At 71.8% G+C, this 22,192-nt stretch carries 20 protein-coding genes; 10 read left to right on the top strand and 10 right to left on the bottom strand.

Annotation, left to right across the window (positions count from 1 at the left end):
* Positions 1-87 precede the first annotated feature (87 nt).
* From BLV96_RS12190 to BLV96_RS12175, 4 genes are all read right to left on the bottom strand, one after another.
* Positions 88-963 carry a helix-turn-helix domain-containing protein gene (locus BLV96_RS12190; protein ID WP_086675646.1) on the bottom strand — a complete coding sequence of 292 codons (876 nt, stop codon included), beginning with the start codon at positions 961-963 and terminating at the stop codon, positions 88-90.
* 96 nt (positions 964-1,059) lie between these two features.
* Complete coding sequence (locus BLV96_RS12185; RefSeq protein WP_086675645.1) at positions 1,060-1,857, bottom strand: siderophore-interacting protein; 798 nt, start codon at positions 1,855-1,857, stop codon at positions 1,060-1,062.
* Positions 1,857-2,738 (bottom strand): PDR/VanB family oxidoreductase, encoded by an 882-nt coding sequence (locus BLV96_RS12180; protein ID WP_086675644.1) that lies wholly within the window; start codon positions 2,736-2,738, stop codon positions 1,857-1,859. The genes BLV96_RS12185 and BLV96_RS12180 overlap by 1 nt, the downstream gene beginning before the upstream one ends.
* Before the next feature lie 2 nt (positions 2,739-2,740).
* The gene (locus tag BLV96_RS12175) at positions 2,741-3,379 is read right to left on the bottom strand and encodes an MSMEG_1061 family FMN-dependent PPOX-type flavoprotein (protein WP_086675643.1); all 639 of its coding nucleotides are present in this window, start codon (positions 3,377-3,379) and stop codon (positions 2,741-2,743) included.
* Between the two features lie 67 nt (positions 3,380-3,446).
* On the opposite strand from BLV96_RS12175, the gene BLV96_RS12170 reads away from it, so the two are divergent.
* Complete coding sequence (locus BLV96_RS12170) at positions 3,447-4,064, top strand: TetR/AcrR family transcriptional regulator (RefSeq protein WP_086675642.1); 618 nt, start codon at positions 3,447-3,449, stop codon at positions 4,062-4,064.
* Between the two features lie 3 nt (positions 4,065-4,067).
* On the opposite strand, the gene BLV96_RS12165 is transcribed toward BLV96_RS12170, so the two are convergent.
* Both BLV96_RS12165 and BLV96_RS12160 read right to left on the bottom strand, forming a co-directional pair.
* Positions 4,068-4,964: an aminoglycoside phosphotransferase/kinase family protein gene (locus tag BLV96_RS12165; protein WP_086675641.1), complete on the bottom strand. Its 897-nt coding sequence runs from the start codon at positions 4,962-4,964 to the stop codon at positions 4,068-4,070.
* Positions 4,961-5,539 carry a LuxR C-terminal-related transcriptional regulator gene (locus BLV96_RS12160; protein WP_086675640.1) on the bottom strand — a complete coding sequence of 193 codons (579 nt, stop codon included), beginning with the start codon at positions 5,537-5,539 and terminating at the stop codon, positions 4,961-4,963. Before BLV96_RS12160 ends, BLV96_RS12165 begins: the two co-directional genes overlap by 4 nt.
* A 23-nt stretch (positions 5,540-5,562) precedes the next feature.
* On the opposite strand from BLV96_RS12160, the gene BLV96_RS12155 reads away from it, so the two are divergent.
* Positions 5,563-6,531, top strand: coding sequence for a histidine kinase (locus BLV96_RS12155; protein ID WP_086675639.1), 969 nt, complete (start codon positions 5,563-5,565; stop codon positions 6,529-6,531).
* A 137-nt stretch (positions 6,532-6,668) separates the two neighbouring features.
* On the opposite strand, the gene BLV96_RS12150 is transcribed toward BLV96_RS12155, so the two are convergent.
* Positions 6,669-7,322, bottom strand: a complete 654-nt coding sequence (locus tag BLV96_RS12150; protein ID WP_086675638.1) for a TetR/AcrR family transcriptional regulator — start codon at positions 7,320-7,322, stop codon at positions 6,669-6,671.
* A 97-nt stretch (positions 7,323-7,419) separates the two neighbouring features.
* On the opposite strand from BLV96_RS12150, the gene BLV96_RS12145 reads away from it, so the two are divergent.
* Entirely contained in the window at positions 7,420-8,991 is a 1,572-nt protein-coding gene (locus BLV96_RS12145) for a serine hydrolase domain-containing protein (RefSeq protein WP_244180179.1), read from the top strand.
* On the opposite strand, the gene BLV96_RS12135 is transcribed toward BLV96_RS12145, so the two are convergent.
* From BLV96_RS12135 to BLV96_RS12125, 3 genes are all read right to left on the bottom strand, one after another.
* Positions 8,930-9,652 (bottom strand): polysaccharide deacetylase family protein, encoded by a 723-nt coding sequence (locus tag BLV96_RS12135; RefSeq protein ID WP_167379581.1) that lies wholly within the window; start codon positions 9,650-9,652, stop codon positions 8,930-8,932. The genes BLV96_RS12145 and BLV96_RS12135 overlap by 62 nt on opposite strands.
* Positions 9,653-9,768: 116 nt before the next feature.
* Complete coding sequence (locus BLV96_RS12130) at positions 9,769-10,575, bottom strand: NAD-dependent epimerase/dehydratase family protein (protein ID WP_086675636.1); 807 nt, start codon at positions 10,573-10,575, stop codon at positions 9,769-9,771.
* Positions 10,576-10,616: 41 nt separating this feature from the next.
* Entirely contained in the window at positions 10,617-11,429 is an 813-nt protein-coding gene (locus BLV96_RS12125; protein WP_086675635.1) for an IclR family transcriptional regulator, read from the bottom strand.
* Positions 11,430-11,582: 153 nt separating this feature from the next.
* Between BLV96_RS12125 and BLV96_RS12120 the strand changes: the two genes are divergently transcribed.
* The 7 genes from BLV96_RS12120 to BLV96_RS12090 all read left to right on the top strand — a co-directional run bounded on the left by BLV96_RS12120 (position 11,583) and on the right by BLV96_RS12090 (position 22,156).
* Positions 11,583-13,088, top strand: coding sequence for a sodium:solute symporter family protein (locus BLV96_RS12120; RefSeq protein WP_086675634.1), 1,506 nt, complete (start codon positions 11,583-11,585; stop codon positions 13,086-13,088).
* 50 nt (positions 13,089-13,138) lie between these two features.
* Positions 13,139-14,074: a 5-dehydro-4-deoxyglucarate dehydratase gene (locus BLV96_RS12115; RefSeq protein ID WP_086675633.1), complete on the top strand. Its 936-nt coding sequence runs from the start codon at positions 13,139-13,141 to the stop codon at positions 14,072-14,074.
* The gene (locus BLV96_RS12110) at positions 14,074-15,330 is read left to right on the top strand and encodes a glucarate dehydratase family protein (protein WP_091389073.1); all 1,257 of its coding nucleotides are present in this window, start codon (positions 14,074-14,076) and stop codon (positions 15,328-15,330) included. Before BLV96_RS12115 ends, BLV96_RS12110 begins: the two co-directional genes overlap by 1 nt.
* Before the next feature lie 4 nt (positions 15,331-15,334).
* Complete coding sequence (locus BLV96_RS12105) at positions 15,335-16,462, top strand: alpha-amylase family protein (protein WP_086683452.1); 1,128 nt, start codon at positions 15,335-15,337, stop codon at positions 16,460-16,462.
* Positions 16,463-16,477: 15 nt separating this feature from the next.
* Positions 16,478-17,932, top strand: a complete 1,455-nt coding sequence (locus tag BLV96_RS12100; protein ID WP_086683456.1) for an aldehyde dehydrogenase (NADP(+)) — start codon at positions 16,478-16,480, stop codon at positions 17,930-17,932.
* Between the two features lie 326 nt (positions 17,933-18,258).
* Positions 18,259-20,616: a polysaccharide lyase 8 family protein gene (locus tag BLV96_RS12095; protein ID WP_091389070.1), complete on the top strand. Its 2,358-nt coding sequence runs from the start codon at positions 18,259-18,261 to the stop codon at positions 20,614-20,616.
* 70 nt (positions 20,617-20,686) lie between these two features.
* Positions 20,687-22,156, top strand: a complete 1,470-nt coding sequence (locus BLV96_RS12090; RefSeq protein ID WP_086684833.1) for a flavin-containing monooxygenase — start codon at positions 20,687-20,689, stop codon at positions 22,154-22,156.
* Positions 22,157-22,192 lie beyond the last annotated feature (36 nt).

The raw sequence follows: 22,192 nt of genomic DNA, 5'->3' as shown, positions 1-22,192 counted from the left end.
ACGAAAAGCGCGAGCTGAAGGGCACCTTCCGTACGTCACGTGCGCCGAAGGTGCCCTTCAGCGCGTCTCATGCATCGAGGGTGCCCTTCAGCCCGTCCGGCGCAGGGCCGCCGGTGTCGTACCCAGCTGCGCCCGCAGCACCCGCGTCAAGTGCTCCTGGTGCGAGAAGCCGCACCGAGCCGCGATCTCCGCGATCGGCTCATCCCCCGTGCGCAGCAGCAACCCCGCCCGCTCCACCCGCAACCTCAGCAGGTACCGGTGCGGTGGCACCCCCGTGCGCGCCTTGAACTGGCGGGAAAACTGGCTCACGCTCAACCCCGCCAGCGTCGCCAGCTCGGCCAGCGGCACCGCCTCGGCCAGGCGTTCGGCCATGAAGTCCCGGACCCGGGTGAACTGCCGGTCGGACAACCCCCGCGCCGCCGCCGGCTCCGGGACCGGCCCCGCGTGGTGGCGGCGGACCAGTTGCGCCGCCACCAGCGCGCCCAGCTGGTCCGCGTACGTTCGCGCGCTCGGTTCCCAGTCGCGGACCACTCCGTCCAAGCTGAGCACCAGCTGCTCCAGCAGGGGGTCCGTGCTGCCGAGCTCCTCCGCGAGCCGGATCGGGGCGTGCTCGCCCGCCGCCTCCTGCACGGCGTCGTCCGCGACGTACACGTGGACCGTCTCGAGCTCGCCGCCCAGCTCCACCGACAGGTCCGCGTGCGACGGCTGCAGGAACAGCCCGCCCACCGGCATCCGGCGGCTGCGCTCGCGCGGGGTTCCGACGGCGCGCCGGACCGTCACGGGGCCGTCGAGGTGCAGGATCAGCTGGTGGCTGCCGGCGGCCGCGAACTCGGCCCGGTACGGACGTTCCCGCTGCTTGGAGACGTAGACCCGGTCCCAGCCGAGCCCGGCGCTGGTGCGTTCGGGCCGGACCCAGGGCAGCGCGAGGATGCCGTTCGTGTCGGCCAGCCCGAGTTCGCCCACGCCTGCCTCCTCGACGTCGAGGCTAGCGTCACTTTCACGTGAAAGTGACCCGGAGTGCGCGCTCCGGGTAGCTTTCACGTGAAAGCTCCGCGGCGCTCAGCCCGGGGCCGCGCGGCCGTGGCGCCAGTAGCCGAGGAACGCGATGTCCGCCTTCGGCCGGCCGCGCTCACGGACCAGGTGCCGCCGGACGCCCGTGGCCAGCGCGCTCTCCCCGGCCACCCACGTGTACGCGCGCCCCTCCGGGAGCTCCGCGGCCTCGATCGCCTTGAGCGCCAGCGTGCCCGGACGGCGGCCCGGCTCGTCCCGGGGCAGCCAGTGCACGCGCACTCCCGCCGGCGCCTCGACCGCCCGGACGTCCGCCGTCGACGGCACCTCCAGGAACACCTCCGCCACCAGGTCGGACGCCGCGCCTTCGAGGATCGCCAGGATCGCCGGCAGCGCGCTCTCGTCCCCGGCCAGCAGCTGCCACGCCACTCCGGACGGCGGCAGGTAGCTGCCCCCCAGGTCGAACACACCCGCCGGATCACCGGGACGCGCCCGCCGGGCCCAGGAGGCCGCCGGGGCGTCGCCGTCGTGCAGGGCGAACTCGATGTCGATCTCGCCCGGACGGGCTCGCCGGATCGTGTAGTTGCGCACCCACGGCCGGCGCGACTTCGGCATCATCAGCACCTCGGCCATCCAGCCCTCGTGGTTCCGGGTCGGCATCCGCAGCGCCTCCTGGCCCTCCCGGGGGAAGAAGAGCCGCACGGCCTGGTCGTCACCCACGACGTCGAGGTCCTCGAGCGCCGCGCCGCCGAGCGTGACCGTCCGGAACGCCGGGCTGGGCGCGGTGTTCGACAGGACCTGGAGCGTGATCATCCGCCGCGAAGCCGGGCGGCGCACCTTCGGGATCATCAGACGTCCAGGACGAGCCGGGGCGACAACGCACGCGACACGCACGGGTACATCCGCCCGTCCGGTGCGCCGATGTCGTCGCGGTGCTCGGGATCGCCGTCGAGGACGGACAGTTCGCAGCTCCCGCAGACGCCTTCACGGCAGCCCGAGGGCACCGGCTTGCCGGCGTGGTTCAGCACGTCGAGCAGGGATTCGCCGGCCGGGACCGGAACGGTTTCCCCGGAGCGGGCGCACACGACCTCGAACGGCGTGTCCGGCCCGAAGACGCGCTCGGTGGGCTGGAAGCGTTCGGTGTGCACCCGGGGGAACAGCGCTTCGGCCGCGTCCACCATGGACCCCGGGCCGCAGCAGTACACCTCCGCCGCCGGGAACTCCGCCGCCAGCGCCGCGAGATCCGGGCGGCCGCGGTCGAACAGCCGCACGCGATCGCCGTACTCGGCCCGCAGTTGCGCCGCGAACGGCATGGCCGAGGCCGAGCGGCCCGCGTACACCAGCGTCGCCCCGGTCCCGGCGGCCCGCAGCATCGGGAGGATCGGCGTGATCCCGATCCCGCCCGCCACGAACAGGTACTCCGACGCCGGCACCAGCGCGAAGTGGTTGCGCGGCAACGAAACTTCGAGCGTCCGGCCGGGACGCAGGTACAGGTGGACGTACTCGGAGCCGCCGCGGCTCAGCGGGTCGTGCCGGACGGCGATGCGGTAGGCGGAAAGGTCGGCGGGATCGCCGCACAGCGAGTACTGCCGGGTCAGCCAGTTCGGCAGCGCGAGGTCGATGTGCGCGCCGGGCTCCCACGGCGCCAGGTCGCCTTCGTCGCCGCGCAGCACGAGGGAGACGACGTCGTCGGCGACGTGCTCGACGCGGTCCAGGATCGTCTTCTGCATGGTCAGTACAGCTTCCGGTAGCTCTCTTCGAGGATCTGCTCGAACACCGCCGGGTCGACGGCCACGCCGAGCTGGTCGGTGACGATCTCGCCGGCCGACGGCATTTCCGCGGCCAGCGCCTGGCTGGCGGGGTCCCACAGCCGCGACCGCAGCAGCGCGCGGCCGCAGTGGAAGTACGCCTCGGCGACCTCGACGATGATGGCCAGCATCGGCGCCTTCGCTTCGGTGCGCATCCGGGCGAGCACGTCCTCGTCGTCGGTGACGTACGCGCTTCCGTTGACGCGCAGCACTTCGCGCATGCCGGGGATGAGGAACATCAGGCCGACGCCGTCGTTCTCGGCGATGTTGCGGAACGAGTCGGCGATCTTGTTGCCGGGCCGGTCGGGCAGGGCGAGCGTGTGCTCGTCGAGCACCTTGGCGAAGCCGGGGTAGTCGCCGCGGGGCGAGCAGTCCCCGCGGCCCGAGGCGTCGGAGGTGGCCAGCGCGAGGAACGGCGAGTGGGCGATGAAGCGCCGGGCGTGCTTGTCGACGTGGTCGAGCTTCTTGCCTTCGAGCATCTCCTCGGGCGCGCCCAGCCGGCTCCTGACCTCGGCCATGGAGACCCGCCGGTACCGGGTGCTCAGCGTGTTTGTGCTGGTCATGGCACAATTATGAGCAAACATTCAGATCTCGCGCTACTCGCTTTTGACCACCGGAGAAGGGAGCCCCGTGACGCCGGACCAGCGCCGCATCCAGCCACGTAAACAGCCGCGTCAGGTCCGCGCCGAGCTGACCCGGCAGCGGATCCTGACCGCGGCTGCTCACGTTTTCGGCGACCACGGCTACGCCGCCGGCACCACCAACCGCATCGCCGAGCGGGCCGGGATCTCGATCGGCTCGCTGTACCAGTACTTCCCGAACAAGGACGCGATCCTGGCCGAGCTGCTGGTCCGCCACCTCGACGACGGCGCGGCGATCGCCGAGCGGGTCCAGCGCGAAGAGCTGCCCGGCCCGATCGAGGAGATCTTCCGGCTCTTCGTCCGCGGCGCGATCGAAAGCCACCTCGACGAGCCCCGGCTGCTGCGGGTGCTGCTGGAGCAGGCCCCGAAGTCGACCGACGTCCTCGAGCGGGTCGAGCTGCTCAAGAAGAACCTGGTCGCCTACATGCGGGAGCTGCTGGACGAGCACCCCGAGGTCCGGGTCGCCGACACGGAGACGGCGGCCCGGCTGATCGTCACGACGGTCGAGCTGGTGATCCACCAGCTTGTGGCCGACCACGAGCCGGTGGAGCTCGGGAAGCTGGAGGACGAGCTGGTCGCGATGCTGACCCGGTACGTCAGGGGGTGACCGTCACGCGCCCGCGCGGCGAAGCCGTTCGGCCGCCTGCGTCCGCACCGCCTCGCCGCACACCGGGGGATCGCCGTGCAGTGCCTCCCACCGCGCGTTGTGCGCAGCCGTCCACAGGCTCGCCGCCCACGCGGCTTCCTCTTCCTCCGCGGTGAACCGGCGGCCGCGCAAGCCCTGGTACGTCGCCAAGAACGCGGCGGAACTCGCGATGGGGGCCAAGGTCGGCGGCGAAGCGTTGGCGAACGTCCCGGAAGCCGCTCCCGCCAGCGCGGCTTCCGGTTGCCAGGCCAAGCTGTCCCAGTCGTGCACGGCCCAGATCTCGCCGTCGTGCCAGCGGAGGTTCTGGGCTTCGAAGTCGGCGTGGCCCAGTACGCACGGCAGATCCGTGGCCAGCAACCTCTTCCGGGCCCGCGTCGCCGTCTCGACGACGTGCGCGGGCACGGCGCTCTGGTCCCGCTCGTCGAGGAACCCGATCGCCGGCCACAGCCCCGGATCCCGGTGGTCCCAACGCGCCCAGCGCGGGTTCGGCAACGGCGGCGGGACGATGACACCGGCCAGCTCCCGCATCAGCCACGCGAACACCGCCGCGTAGCGCCGGGCGACGTCCGGGGTGTCGCCGAGCAGCATCTCGCCCCCGGGCCGCGACTCCTCCGCGTGGACGGCCAGCGAGCCGGCGGGGACGACGTCCGTGATCGGTCGCGCACAAGGAAATCCGCGCTCCGCCAGCCACACCTGGGCGGCGACGCAGGACGCCTCCCGGCCTTCGGCTTCACGAGCCTTCACGACCACTTCGCGGCCGTCGGCCAGCCGCAGCCCGACCACCTCGGACAGCGACTCGCGTGCGAAGAGCACCTCGATCGGGGCGCTCCCGAGGTGCTCCGCGCACCACGACGGGATCACCGGTCCCTGGCCACGAGCGCCGCCTGGGTGCGGCTCGTGACGCCCAGCTTGGCCAGCACGTTCCCGACGTGCGCCTTGACCGTCCGCTCGGCCAGCCGCAGCCGCGTCGCGATGTCCCGATTGGACAGTCCTTCACCCAGCAGTTCCAGGACGTCCCGTTCACGTGGGGTCAGGGCGCCACCCGCGCTCAACGCGCTCGCCACGGCCGGGCTCATAGCCGTCACGCCGTGGTGGGCGGCCCGGACCGCGGCCGCGAGCTCGTCGCCGGAGGAGTCCTTCAGCACGAACCCGGCCGCGCCCGCGGCCAGGGCTTCACGGATCTCGCGGGGCCGGCCGACCGTCGTCAGCATCAGCACCCGCGGTGCCGTGGGCGGCAGGCGGCGCAGGACTTCGAGGCCGTCCATGCCGGGCAGGTAGAGGTCCAGCAGCACGACGTCCGCCGCGACGGACGAGCCGAGCAGCTCGGGACCGCTCGCGTACCGCCCGACGACGTCGAGGTCCGGCTGCGCGGCCAGGATCAGGGCGATGCCTTCGCGCACCAGCGCGTGGTCGTCGACGACCTGAACCCGGATCATGCCCGCACTCTACTGTCGGCGGCATGCGCCAGAGTTCCGTCACGACGGCCGCGGCCGCCGCGGTGTTCTTCGCCAGCGGCGCCTGGACCCCGCACCAGGGCTGGGTCGCGGCGCTGCTCAGCGCGGTCCAGCTGGTCCCGCTGCTGTGGTCGCGGCGCGCGCCCGCCGTCGTGCTCGTGGTCGTCACGCTCGCCACCGCCGGGCACCTCCTGCTCGACCAGCCGCGCAACACGATGTACGTGCCGGTGCTGCTCGCGCTGTACAGCACGCCGCGGCGGTGGCTCGCCGCCGCGGCCGCGCTGGCGGTCGGGATCACCGTGTACCCGGCGAAAGGCCCGTTCGACGGCACGCTCCTGGCCGTCACGATCTGCGCGGTCGCGTGGCTGCTCGGTGCCGAACGCCGGCGGGCCCTCGCCGACCGGGCCGAGCGCGCCGCCCGGCGCCTGCACGACACGCTCGCCCAGACCACGGCCGTGATGCTGGTGCAGGCCGAGACGCTGCGCGCGGTCGGCGACCTGACCGACGCCGACCGCGAGCGCCTCGACACGCTGCTGGCCGCCGGCCGCGGCGCGCTCACGCTGGTCCGCCGCACGCTCGACGACCTGCGCGACGACGCCGACCGGCCGCCGGACCTCGCGGAGGTGCTGGCCCGGCTGCGCACCGCGGGCCTGGTCCTCGACCGCGACCCGGTGCTGCCCGTCCTGCCGCGTCCGGTGCGCGAGCTGGCCGAGCGGTTCGTCGCGGAGACGGCGGTGAACGCGGTGCGGCACAACGGTCCCGGCGTCCGGCTGCGGGTGGACGTCGAAACCGGGGAGCCGTTGACGATCACCGCGCGCAACACCCTGAAGGGGACTCCGCGAACCGGTGCGGGGTACGGCTTGGCGGGCCTTGCGGAGCAGGCCGCGGCGGCCGGGGGAGTGGTGACGCACGGGCCGCACGAGGGCGAGTGGGTGGTCAGTCTCGAGGTGCCGGCCCTGCGGGTCGCGCACTGATCGCGGCTTCGATGTCGGCGAGCTGGGTGGGGAAGGGCTACGGCTGGCCTTGCGGAGCAGGCCGCGGCGGCCGGCGGAGTGGTGACGCACGGGCCGTGCGAGGGCGAGTGGGTGGTCGGCCTCGAGGTGCCCGCCGGTCAGGGGAGCGCGGCTTCGATGTCGGCGAGCTGGGCGGCGACGAGCTCTTCGAACGCCGCGCGGCGGTCGGCGCCGAGCGGGCGGACCTCGCGGGCGAAGTGGGCCAAAGCGGGGAAGCGGTCGGGGTCGGCGCCCAGCACCGCGACGCGGAACAGCTCCATGCCCTGCTCGTGTTCCTCGGGCGTGACGGTGCTGACGCCGGCCTCGGACGCGATCAGCGCGGCGAACAGGATCGCGATCCGGTGGTAGCGCGCGGGGATCTGCTCGTCGGGCAGGCCTGACGCGCGCAAGGCCTGCAGCACCTCTTCCATCACCAGCCGCGACCCGGCGCCGCTGGAGGCGTAGCGGCCCCAGACCACCGCGATCTGCGGCTGCTCGCCGAACGCCTCGCGCAGGCGCAGGGCCAGCGCGGTCAGGCGCTGCTTCCAGTCGCCCTCGGGGCGGTACCCGGCCATGGCGCCCACGAGGATCCGGTCCGCGAGCGCGCGCAGCAGCTCGGTCTTCGTGCGGAAGTGCCGGTAGAGGCTCGACGAGTCGGTCCCCAGCTCCGCGGCGAGCTTGCGCACGCTGAACGACTCGGCGTCGCCGCGGCGCAGCAGCTCCGCCGCCGTGTCCAGGATTTCCTCGGTCGTCCAACGCCTGCGGTTCGCCATGTCGTCCTTTCGCCGACCGTCAGCATAGCTTATGCACTTGCTGTTGCACGCGGTGCGTGCATAATGAGGACACTTCCGCTTCCCGAAAGGAGTCCCCATGGATCACGCGAAGCTGGACGCCGCTCTGCACGCGGTCCACCGCGCCGGCGTGCCGGGCGTGTTCGCCGAGGTACGGGCCGGTGACCAGGTCTGGTGCGGCGCCGCGGGCGTCGCCGACGTCGAGACCGGCCACCCGGTCTCCGCCGGCCTGCGCCACCGCGTCGGCAGCGTCACGAAGACGTTCACCGCCGCGGCGGTGCTGCGCCAGGTCGAGGCCGGCCGGATCGGGCTCGACACCCCGATCGGCCATTACCTGCCCTCGCTCGTCCCCGGTGATCGCGGGCGGGCGATCACCGTCCGGATGCTGATCGACCACACCAGCGGGCTCGCCGAGTACCTCCCGTACGCCTACCCGAGCCTCAAGGCGTTCCCCGACCTGGCGGCCACCCGGCCGGACAGCTTCGACGACCACCGGTTCACGCGGTTCGACCCGGTCGAGCTGATCGGGCTGGGCGTCGGCGCGCCGCCGGTCGGCACGCCGGGCGGCGGTCCCGGGGTGTACTCGAACACGAACTACCTGCTGCTGGGCCGGTTGCTGGCGCACGTGACCGGCGGCAGCGCGGAGGAGTGCATCACCCGCGACGTCATCGACCGCGCCGGGCTGCGGCACACCGGGTTCCCCACCGGAACGCACGTCGAGGGACCGCACTCGAAGCTGTACGAGTCGTGGTTCGGCATGATCGACCCGCCGCGCGACTACAGCGTCTTCGACATGTCGTGGGTGGGGCCGGCGGCTTCGCTGATCTCGACGGTCGCGGACCTCAACCGCTTCTTCGCGTTGTTGCTGGCGGGCGAGATCGTCGCCCCGGCATCGCTGGCGGAGATGCGGCGGACGGTCCGCGTGATTTCCCAGGAGGGCAAGCTGATCGACTACGGCCTGGGCCTGCACCCGGTGGAGTCGACGGAGTTCTGGGGCCACGGCGGCACGGTCTGGGGCGGCGGAACGCTCGCGGCGGCGCGCGCGGACGGCCGGCGGCAGTTCGCGATCGCGGTGAACACGCAACGCTGGAACCGGCTCGACGAGCAGGGCCGCCCCCCAGCCCCACCCGATCGACGGCGCGCTGGCCGCGTTCACCCGGCTGGCGATGGGCGGGGAGCCGGAGTGACCGCACGACGCGTTCCGGCGGTCGCCGGGGCCGGGCTCCTCCTGACCGTCGCCGCCACGGTGGTCCCGTTCGCAGACCGGTCCGTGCCGGCCGACCACGTCCGCGCCGGCTACCCGGCCTACACCCCGGCGCAGATCGGCTCGGCCGTCGGCACCTACCTCGTCCTGCTGGCGAGCGTCGGGGCGCTGGGCGTGCTCGGCTGGCTCGGCACGGCCTGGGCCGTCCGGGCGGGCAAGCGGTGGGCCCACGCCGCCGCGACCGTGCTGCTCGTGCTCGGCGTGGCGACCGGGCTGGCCGGCCTGCTCGTCGAGGACACCTCGGGCGAGCCGGCGCTGCCACCCGCGCTGGGGTGGGCGGGGTTGGTCCCGTGCCTGGCCGGTGTCCTGGTGGTCGGGCTGCTGCTCAGCCGATCAACCCGGACACGGTCACGAACCGGTAGCCCCGCTCCTCGAGCCGGTCGATGATCGGCCCGATCGCCAGCCGGGTCTGCTCGCGGGACGCGTACATCCCGTGCAGCAGCACGATCGAGCCCGGCCGGACCTGGTCCACTGTCGTCGAAACGACGGTCGCCGCGTCGGGGGTCCCGTCGGAGTCCGGCTCGACGTCCCACGTGATCGTCGTCCGGTTGTGCGACGCCAGGTAGTGCGGCAGGGCGAAGAGCTTCTTGCCGTTCGGCGGCCGGAACAGGATCTCGCCGGAGTAGCCCGCCGCACGGATGAGGGCGTCGGTCGCCTCGACCTCGTCCGCGACCCACGCCGGCGTCACGCCGATCATCCGCTCGTGGCTGAAGCTGTGGTTGCCGAGTTCGTGGCCCGCCGCGGCGATGTCGTGCGCGAGATCGGGGTGCGCGGCGATGTCCCGGCCGATGAGGAAGAACGTCGCCGGGACCTGACGGCTCCGCAGGGTGTCCAGGATGGCGTGCGCGCCGGCCGGGTCGGGGCCGTCGTCGAAGGTGAGCGCGACGACCTTCTCCGTCGTCTCGACGCGGTTCACGAGCGTGCCGAAGAACTGGAACGTCCGCGACCTCGACACTTCGAACAGCGTGACCGCGCCGCCGAGCACGACGACCAGCACGCACGCCACCACGATGGTCCACTTCCGCGCGCGGCGGGACTTCAAGATCATGCGGCCACCCTGGCGAGAACCGGGGAACGCGGGAAGCCGCGAAGGTACTAGTACCAAGGCCGTGAATGGCACATTGAGGGCCTAAGTGTCCGTCAATGTGCCATTCACGGACAACGTCAGAGCGGGTTGAACGCGCCCAGGGGAGCGGTGCAGAACGGGCCGCCGACGTACTCGGCCGCGATCCCCGTCGGCGCGGGCTTCGACGCCAGCTGCTCCGCGTACACCTCGGCGTCGTCCAGGGACTTGTACCCCAGCGCTTCCGCCTCGGCCAGCGAATAGATCCGGCGCGTGTTGTCCGAGACGCCCCAGATCAGCCGGTACCCCGGCGACGGCGCCGCGAGGCACGCCTCGAACAGCCGGGCGCCGTCGTCCGGCGACAGCCACGTCGTCAACCCGCGCGGCCCGAGCGGCAACGGCGTCTCGAAGCACGAGCCGATCCGGATCACGATCACGTCCATGCCGAACCGCGAGTGGTACAGGCTCCCGAGCGCCTCGATCGCCGCCTTGGAGACGCCGTAGTAGGTGTCCGGGCGCGGGGACGAGTCGGCCGGCAGGTCGGAGTCGTTGCGCCGGAAGCCGACCGCGTGGTTGCTCGACGCCAGGACGACCTGGGAAACACCCGCCGCGCGTGCGGCCTCCAGCACGGTGTGCGTGCCGTTGATGTTGACGTCGAGGGTCGCTTCCCACGAGTTCTCGCGGCTGTGCCCGCCCAGGTGGATCAGCGCGTCGACGCCTTCGCACGCCGCCGCCATCGCCGCCGCGTCGGTCACCGACGCCGTCACGATCTCTTCGGAGGCGTCCGACGCCGTCTGCGGGGCGACGTCGAGCAGGCGCAGCACCCGGCCGTCGCGCTTCAAGCGGGGCCGCATCAGGGTGCCGACGACACCCGCCGACCCGGTGATGAGCACGCGCTGGTCCGTCATGGATTTCCTCTCCTAACAGGAAGTGGCGGCGGACTGAGGTGTTATCGGATACCGGCCCGGCGCAGCTGCTGCCCGAGCTCGGCGGTGGTTTCGGCGAGCAGCTCGCCGACGCGCTGCGCGTCGGCGTCGGTCACCTGGGAAATCGGCATCGAGCAGCTGATCGCGTCCGTGCCCGGGATCCGGTAGGGGATCACCGCGGCGACGCAGCGGACGCCCAGCGTGCCCTCCTCGACCTCGGCGGCGTACCCGCGCTCGCGGGTCGCGGCGCACTCGGCGTGCAGGCCTTCGAGCGTGGTGATGGTGTTCGGCGTCAGCGCGGTCATCGACGCCGGCAGCACCAGCGCCTCGATCTCGTCGTGCGTCAGCTCGGCCAGCAGCGCCTTGCCCAGCGCGGTCGCGTGCGCGGGCAGCGTACGCCCGACGCGGGAGACGAGGTGCGTCGAGCGCTGCGACTCCCGCGTCTCCAGGTAGACGACCTCGGTGCCGTTGCGCCGCGCGAAGTGCGCGGTGAAGCCGGTCTTCTCCCGGATCCGCTCCAGGGCTTCGGTGGCGAACGGGACGACGGCGTCGCGGTCCAGGTACGCCGTGCCGCAGATCAGCGCGCGGACGCCGAGGCGGTAGCGGGCGGTGTTCGTGTCGGCTTCCAGCCAGCCGGCTTCCAGGAGCGTCCGGAGCAGGCCGTGCAGCGACGAGCGCGGGAAGCCCGTGCGCGCGTGCAGGTCGGACAGCGACAGCCAGACGTCGTTCGCCGCGAACGTCTCGATGAGGTCGACGGCCCGGCGCGCGGATTTCACACCGGACGACTCGGCGGGGGCGCCGTCGGCCGCTGCCGGGTTGTCCACCTTTTGCGGCATTTGTGCTCCTCCGTCCGGCCGTTGACTTGTGACTCCGGCCATATTAGCGTCCCGAACAACGTTCTTATGGATGAACATAATCACTATAACAGACTCCGTTCATAGATGTGAACAGCTCGACCACATCGAAGTGGACGCGGAAGGGAGCCTGCGGTGCACGCACTCGACTGGACGATGGTCTGCGCGTACTTCGCGCTGATGATCGTGATCGGCTGGTGGTCGCACAAACGGGTCAGCGACGTGAAGGACTTCTTCACGGCCGGCGGCAAGATGCCGTGGTGGCTGGCCGGCATCTCGCACCACATGTCCGGCTACAGCGCCGTGCTCTTCGTCGCGTACGCGGGCGTCGCGTACACCAGCGGCGTCACCGTGTACTTCTGGGGCTTCGCCAGCATCGGCATCGGCGTGGGCATCGGCAGCTGGCTGTTCGCCGCGCGCTGGAACCGGTTGCGCTCGAAGCTCGGCGTCGCCTCGCCGCTGGAGTACCTGGCCAAGCGGTACAACGTGCCGACGCAGCAGGCGCTCGCCTGGAGCGGCAGCCTGCTGAAGATCTTCGACATCGCGGCCAAGTGGTTCGCCGTCGCGACGCTGCTGCACGTGTTCGCCGGGCTCGACTACAACCTCGGCATCCTCATCACCGGCGCGGTCACCCTCGTCTACTGCACCATCGGCGGCCTGTGGGCCGACGCGCTCACCGACTTCGGCCAGTTCGTCATCCAGGGCATCGCGGCGATCGTGATGATCGTCGTCGTGCTGGGCAAGCTCGGCGGGATCTCCGCGCTCTGGACGATGTGGGACAAGCTGCCCGAAAACCACCTCGACCCGGTGACGTCCAAGTACACCACCATCTTCTTGCTCGTTTACGTGCTCGTGAAGACGCTGGAGTACAACGGAGGCATGTGGAACCTGGCGCAGCGCTACATGGCGGCGCCGAACACCCACGAAGCCCGGCGCGGTGCGCGGCTTTCCTCCGCGCTGTACCTCGTGTGGCCGCTGGTGCTGATGTTCCCGATGTTCGCGGCGCCGCTGCTCATCCCGGGCGTCAAGGACCCCACCCAGTCCTACGCGATCATGACGACGACGTTCCTGCCGCCGGGCCTGATCGGCCTGGTGCTGGCCGGGATCTTCTCGCACACCATGGCGATGGTCTCCTCCGACGCCAACGCGATCTCCGCGGTGATCACCCGCGACATGATCCCGGCGATGTTCCGCCGCACCCGGCAGTGGACCGACGTGCAGGGCCTCAAGGCGGCCCGGATCACCACGGTGATCTTCGTCGCGCTGACGATGCTCGTGGCCACGCAGGCGCAGAACCTCGGTGGCGTGCTGCAGATCGTCGTCAACTGGGTCGCCGCGCTGATGGGCCCGATCTCGATCCCGCTGCTGCTGGGCATGCTGCCGTGGTTCCGCAAGTGCGGCCCGCGCGCGGCGCTGATCTCCTGGGCGGGCGGCCTGATCGACTACGCGCTCGTCTACTACGTCTTCAACGCGAACCAGACGGTGCTCGTCGCGACGCCGATCCTGGTCTCGCTCGCCCTCTACGTCGGCCTCGGGCTGATCGCGCCCGAGCGCAGCGCGGTCACCGATGAGATCGTCGACACCGTGAACACCGACGACGACGTCGACCGCACGAAGGAAGGCACGACCGTGCCCGCCTGACGCTGGCCACACCCGGCCGAAACCGAAAAAGGACGAGAGAGCGGAAACTGATGGCACAGAACGAGATCGAGCTGGACGGCCTGCTGGCGTTCCCCCTCACCCCGTTCACCGAGGACCTCGAGGTCAACCTCGACGCGCTCGCGGAGAACGTGGAGAGCCACATCGCGGCGGGCGCCGGTGCGCTGTTCGTCGCGTGCGGCACCGGCGAGTTCAGCTCGCTCTCTCCTGCCGAGCAGGCCTCGGTGCTCACCCGTTCGCGGGAGGTGGCCGCCGGCCGCGTCCCGGTCTGGGTGGGCGCCGGGGGCGGCGCGGCGTCGGCGCGGGCCGGCGTCGCGGCGGCCCAGGCGGGGGGTGCGGACGGCGTCCTGCTGCTGCCGCCGTACCTCGTCTCGGGGCCGCAGGCGGGTCTGGTCGACTTCGTCCGCTACGCCGTCGGTGACTCTTCGGTGCCGGTGATCGTCTACCACCGCGGCACCGGCGTGTTCGGCGCGCCGGCCGCGGCGTCGCTGCTCGACATCCCCTCGGTCGTGGGCCTCAAGGACGGCTACGGCGACGTCGAGGTGATGACCCGGATCGTGACCACCATCCGGTCGCTGGACACCGAGCGCGCGCGGAAGTTCCTGTTCTTCAACGGGTTGCCGACCGCGGAGGTCTCGGCGAAGGCGTACGCCTCGATCGGCGTCGCCCGCTACTCCTCGGCCGTGCACTGCTTCGCGCCGGAGATCGCGCACCGCTTCCACCGCGCGCTCGGCGAGGGCGACACGCGTGTCATGGACGCGCTGCTGACCGGTTTCTACCTGCCGCTGGTGGCGCTGCGGGACGAGACGCCCGGCTTCGCCGTCTCGCTGGTGAAGGCGGCCGCGCGGTTGCGCGGCGACAAGGTCGGCCCGGTCCGGCCGCCGCTGGTCGAGCCGACGCCGGAGCAGATCCACCGGCTCGAGAAGATCGTGGAGGACGGCTTCGTCACGCTGAAGGCGCTGGGCTGATGAAGATCCTCGATGTGGTGCTGACGCCGGTCGCGTTCGCCGACCCGCCGCTGCTCAACGTCATGGGCGTGCACGAGCCGTTCGCGCTGCGCAGCGTCGTGCAGGTGAAGTGCGAGGACGGCATCGTCGGGCTCGGCGAGTCCTATGGGGACTCGGCGTTCCTCGGCGAGGTGCGCAAGGTGCTGCCGCAGTTGCGCGGCCACGACGTCTTCGACCTGCCGGGGCTGCAGCGGCTGGTCGCGCGGGCGTTGTCGGACACGGTCCTGACCGACGCGCACGGGCTGATCGGCGGGTTCTCCATCCGCAAGACCGTGGCCAGCGTGTACTCGCTGTTCGAGGTCGCGTGCCTGGACGCCCAGGGGCAGTACCTCGGCCGGCCGATCACCGACCTGCTCGGCGGCAAGGCGCGTGACACCGTCGAGTTCTCCGCCTACCTGTTCTACAAGTACGGCAAGCACGTCGACGGCCGCGAGGACTCGTGGGGCGAGATCACCACGCCGGAAACCCTGGTGGGCTCGGCGAAGCGGATGATCGACGAGTACGGCTTCCGCTCGATCAAGCTCAAGGGCGGGGTCTACGAGCCGGCCCAGGAGGTCGACGGGATCCGCGCGCTGGCCGAGGCGTTCCCCGGGCACCCGCTGCGGATCGACCCGAACGGCGCGTGGACTCCGCAGACCGGCATCCGGGTGGCCGGTGAGCTCGACGGCGTCCTGGAGTACCTCGAAGACCCGACGCCGGGGATCGAGGGCATGGCGCAGGTGGCCGCCGAGGCGTCGATGCCCTTGGCCACCAACATGTGCGTGGTGAACTTCGGCGACATCGACCCGGGCTTCCGGGCGCGCGCGATCGGCGTCCTGCTGTCGGACCACCACTTCTGGGGTGGTTTGCGGGCGACGCAGTCGCTGTCGACGACGTGCGAGAGCTTCGGCGTCGGGTTGTCGATGCACTCCAACAGCCACCTCGGGATCAGCCTGGCCGCGATGGTCCAGGTCGCCGCGGCGACCCCGCACCTGACCTACGCGTGCGACACGCACTGGCCGTGGAAGGTCGAGGACGTCATCGAACCGGGGGTGCTTTCCTTCCGGGAAGGGGCCGTGGCGGTGCCTTCGACGCCGGGGCTGGGTGTCAAGCTGGACGAGGACGCGCTGGCCCGGTTGCACGAGAACTACGTCCGATGTGGACTGACCAAACGGGACGACGTGACCTACATGCGCGAGTACGTGGCCGGGTTCGAGCCCAACACGGCGAGGTGGTGACCCGGTGAAGGTGACCGGATACGCCTACCCCTGGGACGTCCTGGAGCCCGGGTTCGTCTCGCGGGTCCAGGACCTCGGCGTCGACGAGGTGGCCGTGGCGCTGTCGTACCACAGCGCTCGCGCGGCGACGCCGTGGTCGGCTTCGCGGACTTCGGTCGTCGCGCGGCACGCGGCGTTCTACCGGCCGGTTTCGGACGGGTGGGGCGAGCTGCGTCCGTCCACTCCGGACTGGGTGGCTTCGGACGACTCGGGGGGTGACGCCGTGCGGCTGCTCAACAAGGCCGGCGTCCCGGCGGCCGCGTGGATCGTGCTGACCCACAACTCCCGGCTCGGCTACGAGCACCCGGACGTCGTGGTGCGCAACTGCTTCGGCGAGCCGTACCCGTGGGCGCTGTGCCCGTCGCAGCCCGCCGTGCGCGAGTACGCGGCGAAGCTGACCGCGGCGGCGGTCGCCGGGCTGGAGCTGTCGTCGGTGATCCTCGAAGCCTGCGGCCCGCTCGGCGCGGTGCACCAGCACCAGCACGAGAAGACCGACGGCGTGTGGGCGCCCGCGGTGGCCCGGCTGCTGTCGATCTGCTGCTGCGACGCCTGCGCTTCTTCGTGGGACCTCGACGCGGACACCGTCCGCGCCCAGCTCGTCGAGGAGGTCCGGCGGCTGGTCGCGACCGGCGACCTGGGCGTCACCGGGGACCGGCTGCCGCCGGAGCTGACCCAGATGCTGCTGCGCGTGCGGCAGCGGGCGACCGACGAGCTGCGGGCCGCGGTTTTGGCGGTGCTGCCTTCGGGGATGCGGATCGTGCTGCACGGTGCGCTCGACCCGTGGGTCACCGGCGCGCTGCCGGGTCTCACGCCGTCCGCTGCGGACGACGTCGACGCGGTCGTATTGTTCGGCTGGGCGCCCGCCACGGGTGCCGAAGCCGTCGCGGCGGCCCGGGAGGCCTTGCCCGAGCGGGTCGCGATCGGCAGCTACATCACCGCGGTCGCCGCCGCCCCGGTGCCGGACATCGCCGCCTACGCCGGCGAGCTGGCCAAGGCGGGTGCCGCGGAGCTGCACCTGTACCACCTCGGACTGGCCGGTCCGGGTCGCTGGAGCGACCTGGCCACGGCCACCGCCGCCGCCCGTGAAAACTGAGGAGCTGTTCCACTCATGAGCCAGGCCACCGACGCCGCCACGCTCGAGAAGATCCTGGCGGGGGCCGCCGCGGCCGCCCGCCCCGCCGCCGCGGCCACCCCGGCCGAGCGCGCCCGCTGGCTGGTCGCGGCCGCCGACGCGCTCGACGCCGCCGCGGACGACCTCGTCCCGCTGGCGCACAGCGAGACCCACCTGCCCGCGACCCCGCGGCTGGCCGGCGAGCTGAAGCGCACGACGTTCCAGCTGCGCCTGTTCGGCGAGGTGCTCACCGACGGCGAGTTCCTCGGCGCGACCGTCGACCACGCCGACGCGGACTGGCCGATGGGGCCGCGTCCGGACATCCGCCGCGTCAAGACCGCGATCGGCCCGGTGCTGGTGTTCGCGGCCAGCAACTTCCCGTTCGCGTTCAGCGTCGCCGGCGGCGACACGGCTTCGGCGCTCGCCGCGGGCTGCCCGGTGATCCTCAAGGCGCACCCGGGCCACCCGGAGCTGTCCGCGCTGACCGGCCGGATCGTGCGCGAAGCCCTGATCGGCGCGGGCGCGCCCGAAGGCATCTTCGACGTGATCTTCGGCCAGGAGGAAGGCGTCACGGCGCTGAAGGACCCGCGGATCGCGGCGGCGGCGTTCACCGGATCCATCCCCGGCGGGCGGGCGCTGTTCGACATCGCGAACGCGCGGCCGCGGCCGATCCCGTTCTACGGCGAGCTGGGCAGCGTCAACCCGGTCGTCGTCACCGAGGCCGCCATCGCCGCGCGCGGAGAGGCCGTCGCGAAGGGGTACGCGGGGTCGTTCACCCTGGGCGCCGGACAGTTCTGCACCAAGCCGGGGCTGCTTTTCCTGCCCGAGGACCACAACCTGACCGACGTGCTTCGCTCGGCGTTGGACGGTGCCGCGGCCCAGCCGATGCTCAACGACCGCATCGCCGCCGGGTATGCCTCCCAGTTGTCGGCCTTGCAGGAGGTCCCGGGCGTCGAGGTCGTGTCGTCGTCGGATTCCTCGTCGCCCGCGTTCACCCCGACGCTGCTGGCCACGACCGGCAAGCAGTTCCTCGAAGGCGGCGACACGGTGCACGAAGAGTGCTTCGGGCCGGCGTCGCTGATCGTCACGTACGCCGACCAGGCCGAGCTGCTGAGCCTGCTCGACGTCATCGAACCGGGGCTCACCGCCACGATCCACGGCGAGGAGTCCGATGTGGACTGGATCCGGCCGGTGCTGCCGGCGCTGAGCCGCATCGCCGGGCGGCTGCTGTGGAACGACTGGCCCACCGGAGTGACGGTGAGCTGGGCCCAGGAACACGGCGGCCCGTACCCGGCCACGACCGCCCCGACCACGACGTCCGTCGGCACCGCGGCGATCGAGCGCTTCCTGCGCCCGCTCGCGTGGCAGGGCTTCCCGGACGCGCTGCTGCCCGAACCCTTGCAGGAGGCCAATCCCTGGCAGCTGCCCCGCCGCACCGACGGCTCCCGCTGACCCGGCGGGGCGCCTCCCGCGGGGGCGCCCCCCGGTTCCACTTTACCGCCCGGCACCGACAGTTTCCGGCGCCGTCAGCCCGATTCCCCGCCCGCAGTCCCCGATCCGCGGGGGCGCCCCCCCAGTTTCCACTCTACCGTTTGGCACCGACAGTTTTGGGCGCCGCTGACCCGGTCCCCCGACCCGAAGCCCCTGGTCCCGCGGGGGCGCCCCCCGTTTCCAGTCTATCGCCCGGCACCGACAGTTTCCGGTGCCGAAAACCGCCGCCGCACAACTGAATCCCCTTTCCCCTGTAAGCCGAGGATGTCTTCCTGGGAGGCATTGCCATGCCCGTGAACCGGAGAAACGCTCTGCGCGGCGGCGCGCTGGCGGCCGCTTCGACCGTGTTGCTCACACGTCCCGCGTTCGCTTCCGCAGCAACCGCGTCCACCCCGGCCACGAGCGGGGTGCCCGCCGCGACCACGCCGATCGTCGCCGCCTATCGGCAGCTGCAGACCGGCATCAACCGGCCGTCGCCCGAACGCACCGAAGCCCTCGCGAACCTGGGCCGCGTCGCCAAGGCCTACAACGCGAGCCTGTCCGTCGCCGGTGGCGGCGCTCCACTGTGGACGGACCTGCCGCTCGGCCCCGGCAGCGACTACACCACGTCGATGTACGCCCGGCTGCGCGCGATCGCCGTCGACTGGGGCACCCCCGGCGGCGCGCTCGCCGGCGACCCGGTCGTGCTCGACCGGATCAAAGCGGCGCTCGAGCTGATCTACACGAGCCAGTACAACGAAAACGTCGGCGAGATCGGCAACTGGTATACCTACGAGATCGGCATCCCGTACTACCTGCTGCACACGCTGTCGGTGGTCGCCGACCAGCTCACCGCGGAGCAGCTGACCCGCTATCTCGCGCCAGTGAAGCGGTTCGTCGGCAACCCGAACCTGCGCGCCAACAACGCGTCGGTGATCGAGACCGGCGCGAACCGTGCGGACAAGGCGCTCATCTCGATCGTTTCCGGCGCGATGCTCGGCGATGCCGCCTGGATCAAGACCGGCATCGACGCGCTCACCGACGTCGCGGGCGGGGGAGCGGCGAGCGTCGTCGCCAAGCTGGATCGCGCGGCCGGCGACGGCTTCCACGTCGACGGCTCGTTCATCCAGCACGACACCATCCCGTACCCCGGGCACTACGGCATCGTCCTGCTCACCGCGCTCGCCGGCGCCATCCACGTCACGGCGGGCACCGGGTACGCGCTGCCGCAGCCGTTGAAGGACAAGATCTACGCGCTCGTCGCGGACAGCTTCGCCCCGTTCGTCTACGCGGGCGCGTTGATGGAGCCGGTGCGCGGCCGGATGCTTTCGCGTCAGGGCGAGACCGGGCACGACATCGGCCACCAGCTCACGGTCGCGACGCTCGTGCTGGCCCGCACGGCGTCCGGCAAGACCAAGACCGACCTCAACGCCCTCGCCGCGAAGTGGATCAAGGAAGGGACGTATGCGCCGTTCCTCAAGATCCCCGACCCGGAGCGGTTCGCGCCGGGCCCGGACCTCGTGGCGACGCCGGGCATCGAGTTCGCGCAGGACATGCTGGCCTCGGGCGCGCGCCCGGCGCGGATCACCGCGACGCACCGCGTGTTCGGCCAGCAGGACCGGATGGTGCACGTCACCGACGACTGGTCGGCGTCCCTCGGCGTCAGCTCGACGCGCATCTCGCGCTACGAGTCCATCAACGGCCAGAACCTCAAGGGCTTCTACGTCGGCGACGGCGTGCTCTACACCTTCCTGCCGAACGCCAAGGGCCACTACACCGACGCCTACTGGCCGACGGTCGATCCGCTGCTGCTGCCGGGCACGACCGAGAACGACGGCCCGGTCGACCCGAAGTTCGGCGGCGTGCCGGTCGGCCCGAACCCGCACACCGGCGGCGTCCGCTGGGACGCGCGCACCGGCGCCTTCGCGCTCGACTTCAAGTCCTGGGACGGCTCGCTCGTCGCGAAGAAGTCGTGGTTCTTCACGCCGTCCGGGATCGTGTGCCTGGGGGCGGGCATCACCAGCACGTCCGGCAGCGCGGTGCGTACGACGATCGAGAACCGCAACCTCGGCGAAGGCGGCTGCGGTGCACTGCTCGCGGACGGCCGGCGCGTTTCGACCGACCTCGGCAAGGCTTCGGCGCTGCGCCGGTCGCGCTGGCTGCACTTGGAGAACGTTGGCGGGTACGTGCTCTTGGACGACGCGTCGGTGACGGCGCTGCGCGAGGACCGCACGGGCGCGTGGCGCGACATCGACACCGGCGCCAACACCAAGGGCACGACGACGCCGAACACGCGCCGGTACCAGAAGCTGGTGCTGGAGCACGGCGTCAAGCCGGTCGACGCGACCTACGCGTACGCGGTGCTGCCGGGCACGTCCGTGATCGGCACGCTGACGGCGTCGTGGGCATGGCGCGTTCTCGCGAACACTTCGGTGGTGCAGGCGGTGCGCGTCGCCGACGGCACGGTGCTGGCGAACTTCTTCGCCGCCGGCTCGGCCGGTGACGTGCGGGTGTCGGGGCCGGCGTCGGTGGCGGTCGGACGGCGTCAGCTGGCGGTGTCGGACCCGACGCAGACGCAGGACAGCGTGACGGTGACCGTGCGCGGCAAGGCCGTGACGGTGCCGCTCAAGGGCACCTTCGGCGCGACGACGGTGGTGCGGCTGTAGTGGTCTTCCCCGCCGGACCGGTGCCCCGACCCGGTCCGGCGGGGTCCCCACCTCGGTTAGGCTGGAATCCATGACCGAACACGTCGACGTCCTGATCGTGGGGGCCGGGCTGTCCGGCGTCGGCGCGGCCTGCCGGCTGCAGGAGCGGCTGCCGGGCAAGACGTACGCGGTGCTCGAGGCGCGTGACACGATCGGCGGAACCTGGGACCTGTTCCGGTACCCGGGCATCCGCTCCGATTCGGACATGTTCACGCTCGGCTACCCGTTCCGGCCGTGGAAGGACCCGAAAGCGATCGCGGACGGCCCGTCGATCCTGTCGTACATCCGCTCGACGGCCGCGTCGCACGGGATCGTCGACCGGATCCGCTTCGGCCACCGCGTGGTGCGGGCGTCGTGGTCGTCTTCGTCGGCGCTGTGGACGGTTTCGACCGAGCACGGGGCGACGTTCACGTGCCGGTTCCTGTACCTGTGCAGTGGTTATTACTCGTACGAGTCCGGGCACGTCGTCGACTTCCCGGGGCGCGCGGAGTTCGCGGGCGAGATCGTGCACCCGCAGCACTGGCCCGCGGCGCTGGACTACACGGACAAGCGGGTCGTGGTGATCGGCAGCGGCGCGACGGCGGTGACGCTCGTTCCGGCGCTCGCTTCGACCGCGGCGCACGTGACGATGCTGCAGCGCTCGCCGTCGTACATCGTGGCCCGGCCGGGCCGGGACGCGCTGGCCGACCGGCTCCGGGCGCTGCTGCCGGAGAAGCTCGCGCACCGGGTGGTGCGCGGCAAGAACGTCGTGATGGGGACGCTGTTCTTCCAGCTGATGCGCCGGCTGCCGAAGCGGGCGTCGCTGGCGTTGCGCAAGCGCGTGGCGGCGCAGCTGCCGGCGTCGATCCCGGTGGACCCGCACTTCGTGCCGTCGTACGACCCGTGGGACCAGCGGCTGTGCCTGGTGCCGGACGCGGACTTGTTCCGGGCGCTGCGGTCGGGCAAAGCGGACATCGTGACGGACGGGATCTCGCGCTTCACTTCGTCCGGAGTTCTGCTGAAGTCCGGCCATTCGCTGGAGGCGGACATCATCGTGACGGCGACGGGACTGCGGCTGGTGGCGTTCGGCGGGATCGCGCTGACGGTCGACGGCCGCGCGATCGAGCCGGGCGACCAGCGGGCGTACAAGGGGATGATGTTCGGCGGGGTGCCGAACTTGGCGTGGTGCGTGGGGTACACGAACAATTCGTGGACGCTGCGGGCGGATTTGACGTCGCAGTACGTGTGCCGGCTGCTGGCGTACCTGGATCGGCGCGGGTTCGCGTTCTGCATGCCGGACGCGGAGTCGGCATCGACGGCGGGCCGGCCGCGGCCGATCGTGGACCTGGCGTCGGGGTACATCAAGAGGGCCGCCCCCGGGCTGCCGAAGCAGGGCGAGAAGCGGCCTTGGATGATGCGGCAGAACTATTTGCTGGATTTCGCGGACATGCGGCTCGGCCGGGTCGACGACGGAGTGCTGCGCTTCGGCCGCGCAGAGGACCGAGCGACCGCGGCGCGGTAACCGGCGGGGCCGGCGCTGCGGTGTTCCCGCGAGCGG

It is taken from the genome of Amycolatopsis pretoriensis (assembly GCF_900107925.1).
Classification (GTDB): Bacteria; Actinomycetota; Actinomycetes; order Mycobacteriales; family Pseudonocardiaceae; genus Amycolatopsis; species Amycolatopsis pretoriensis.
This window is presented reverse-complemented; position numbering and strand designations above follow the sequence as displayed.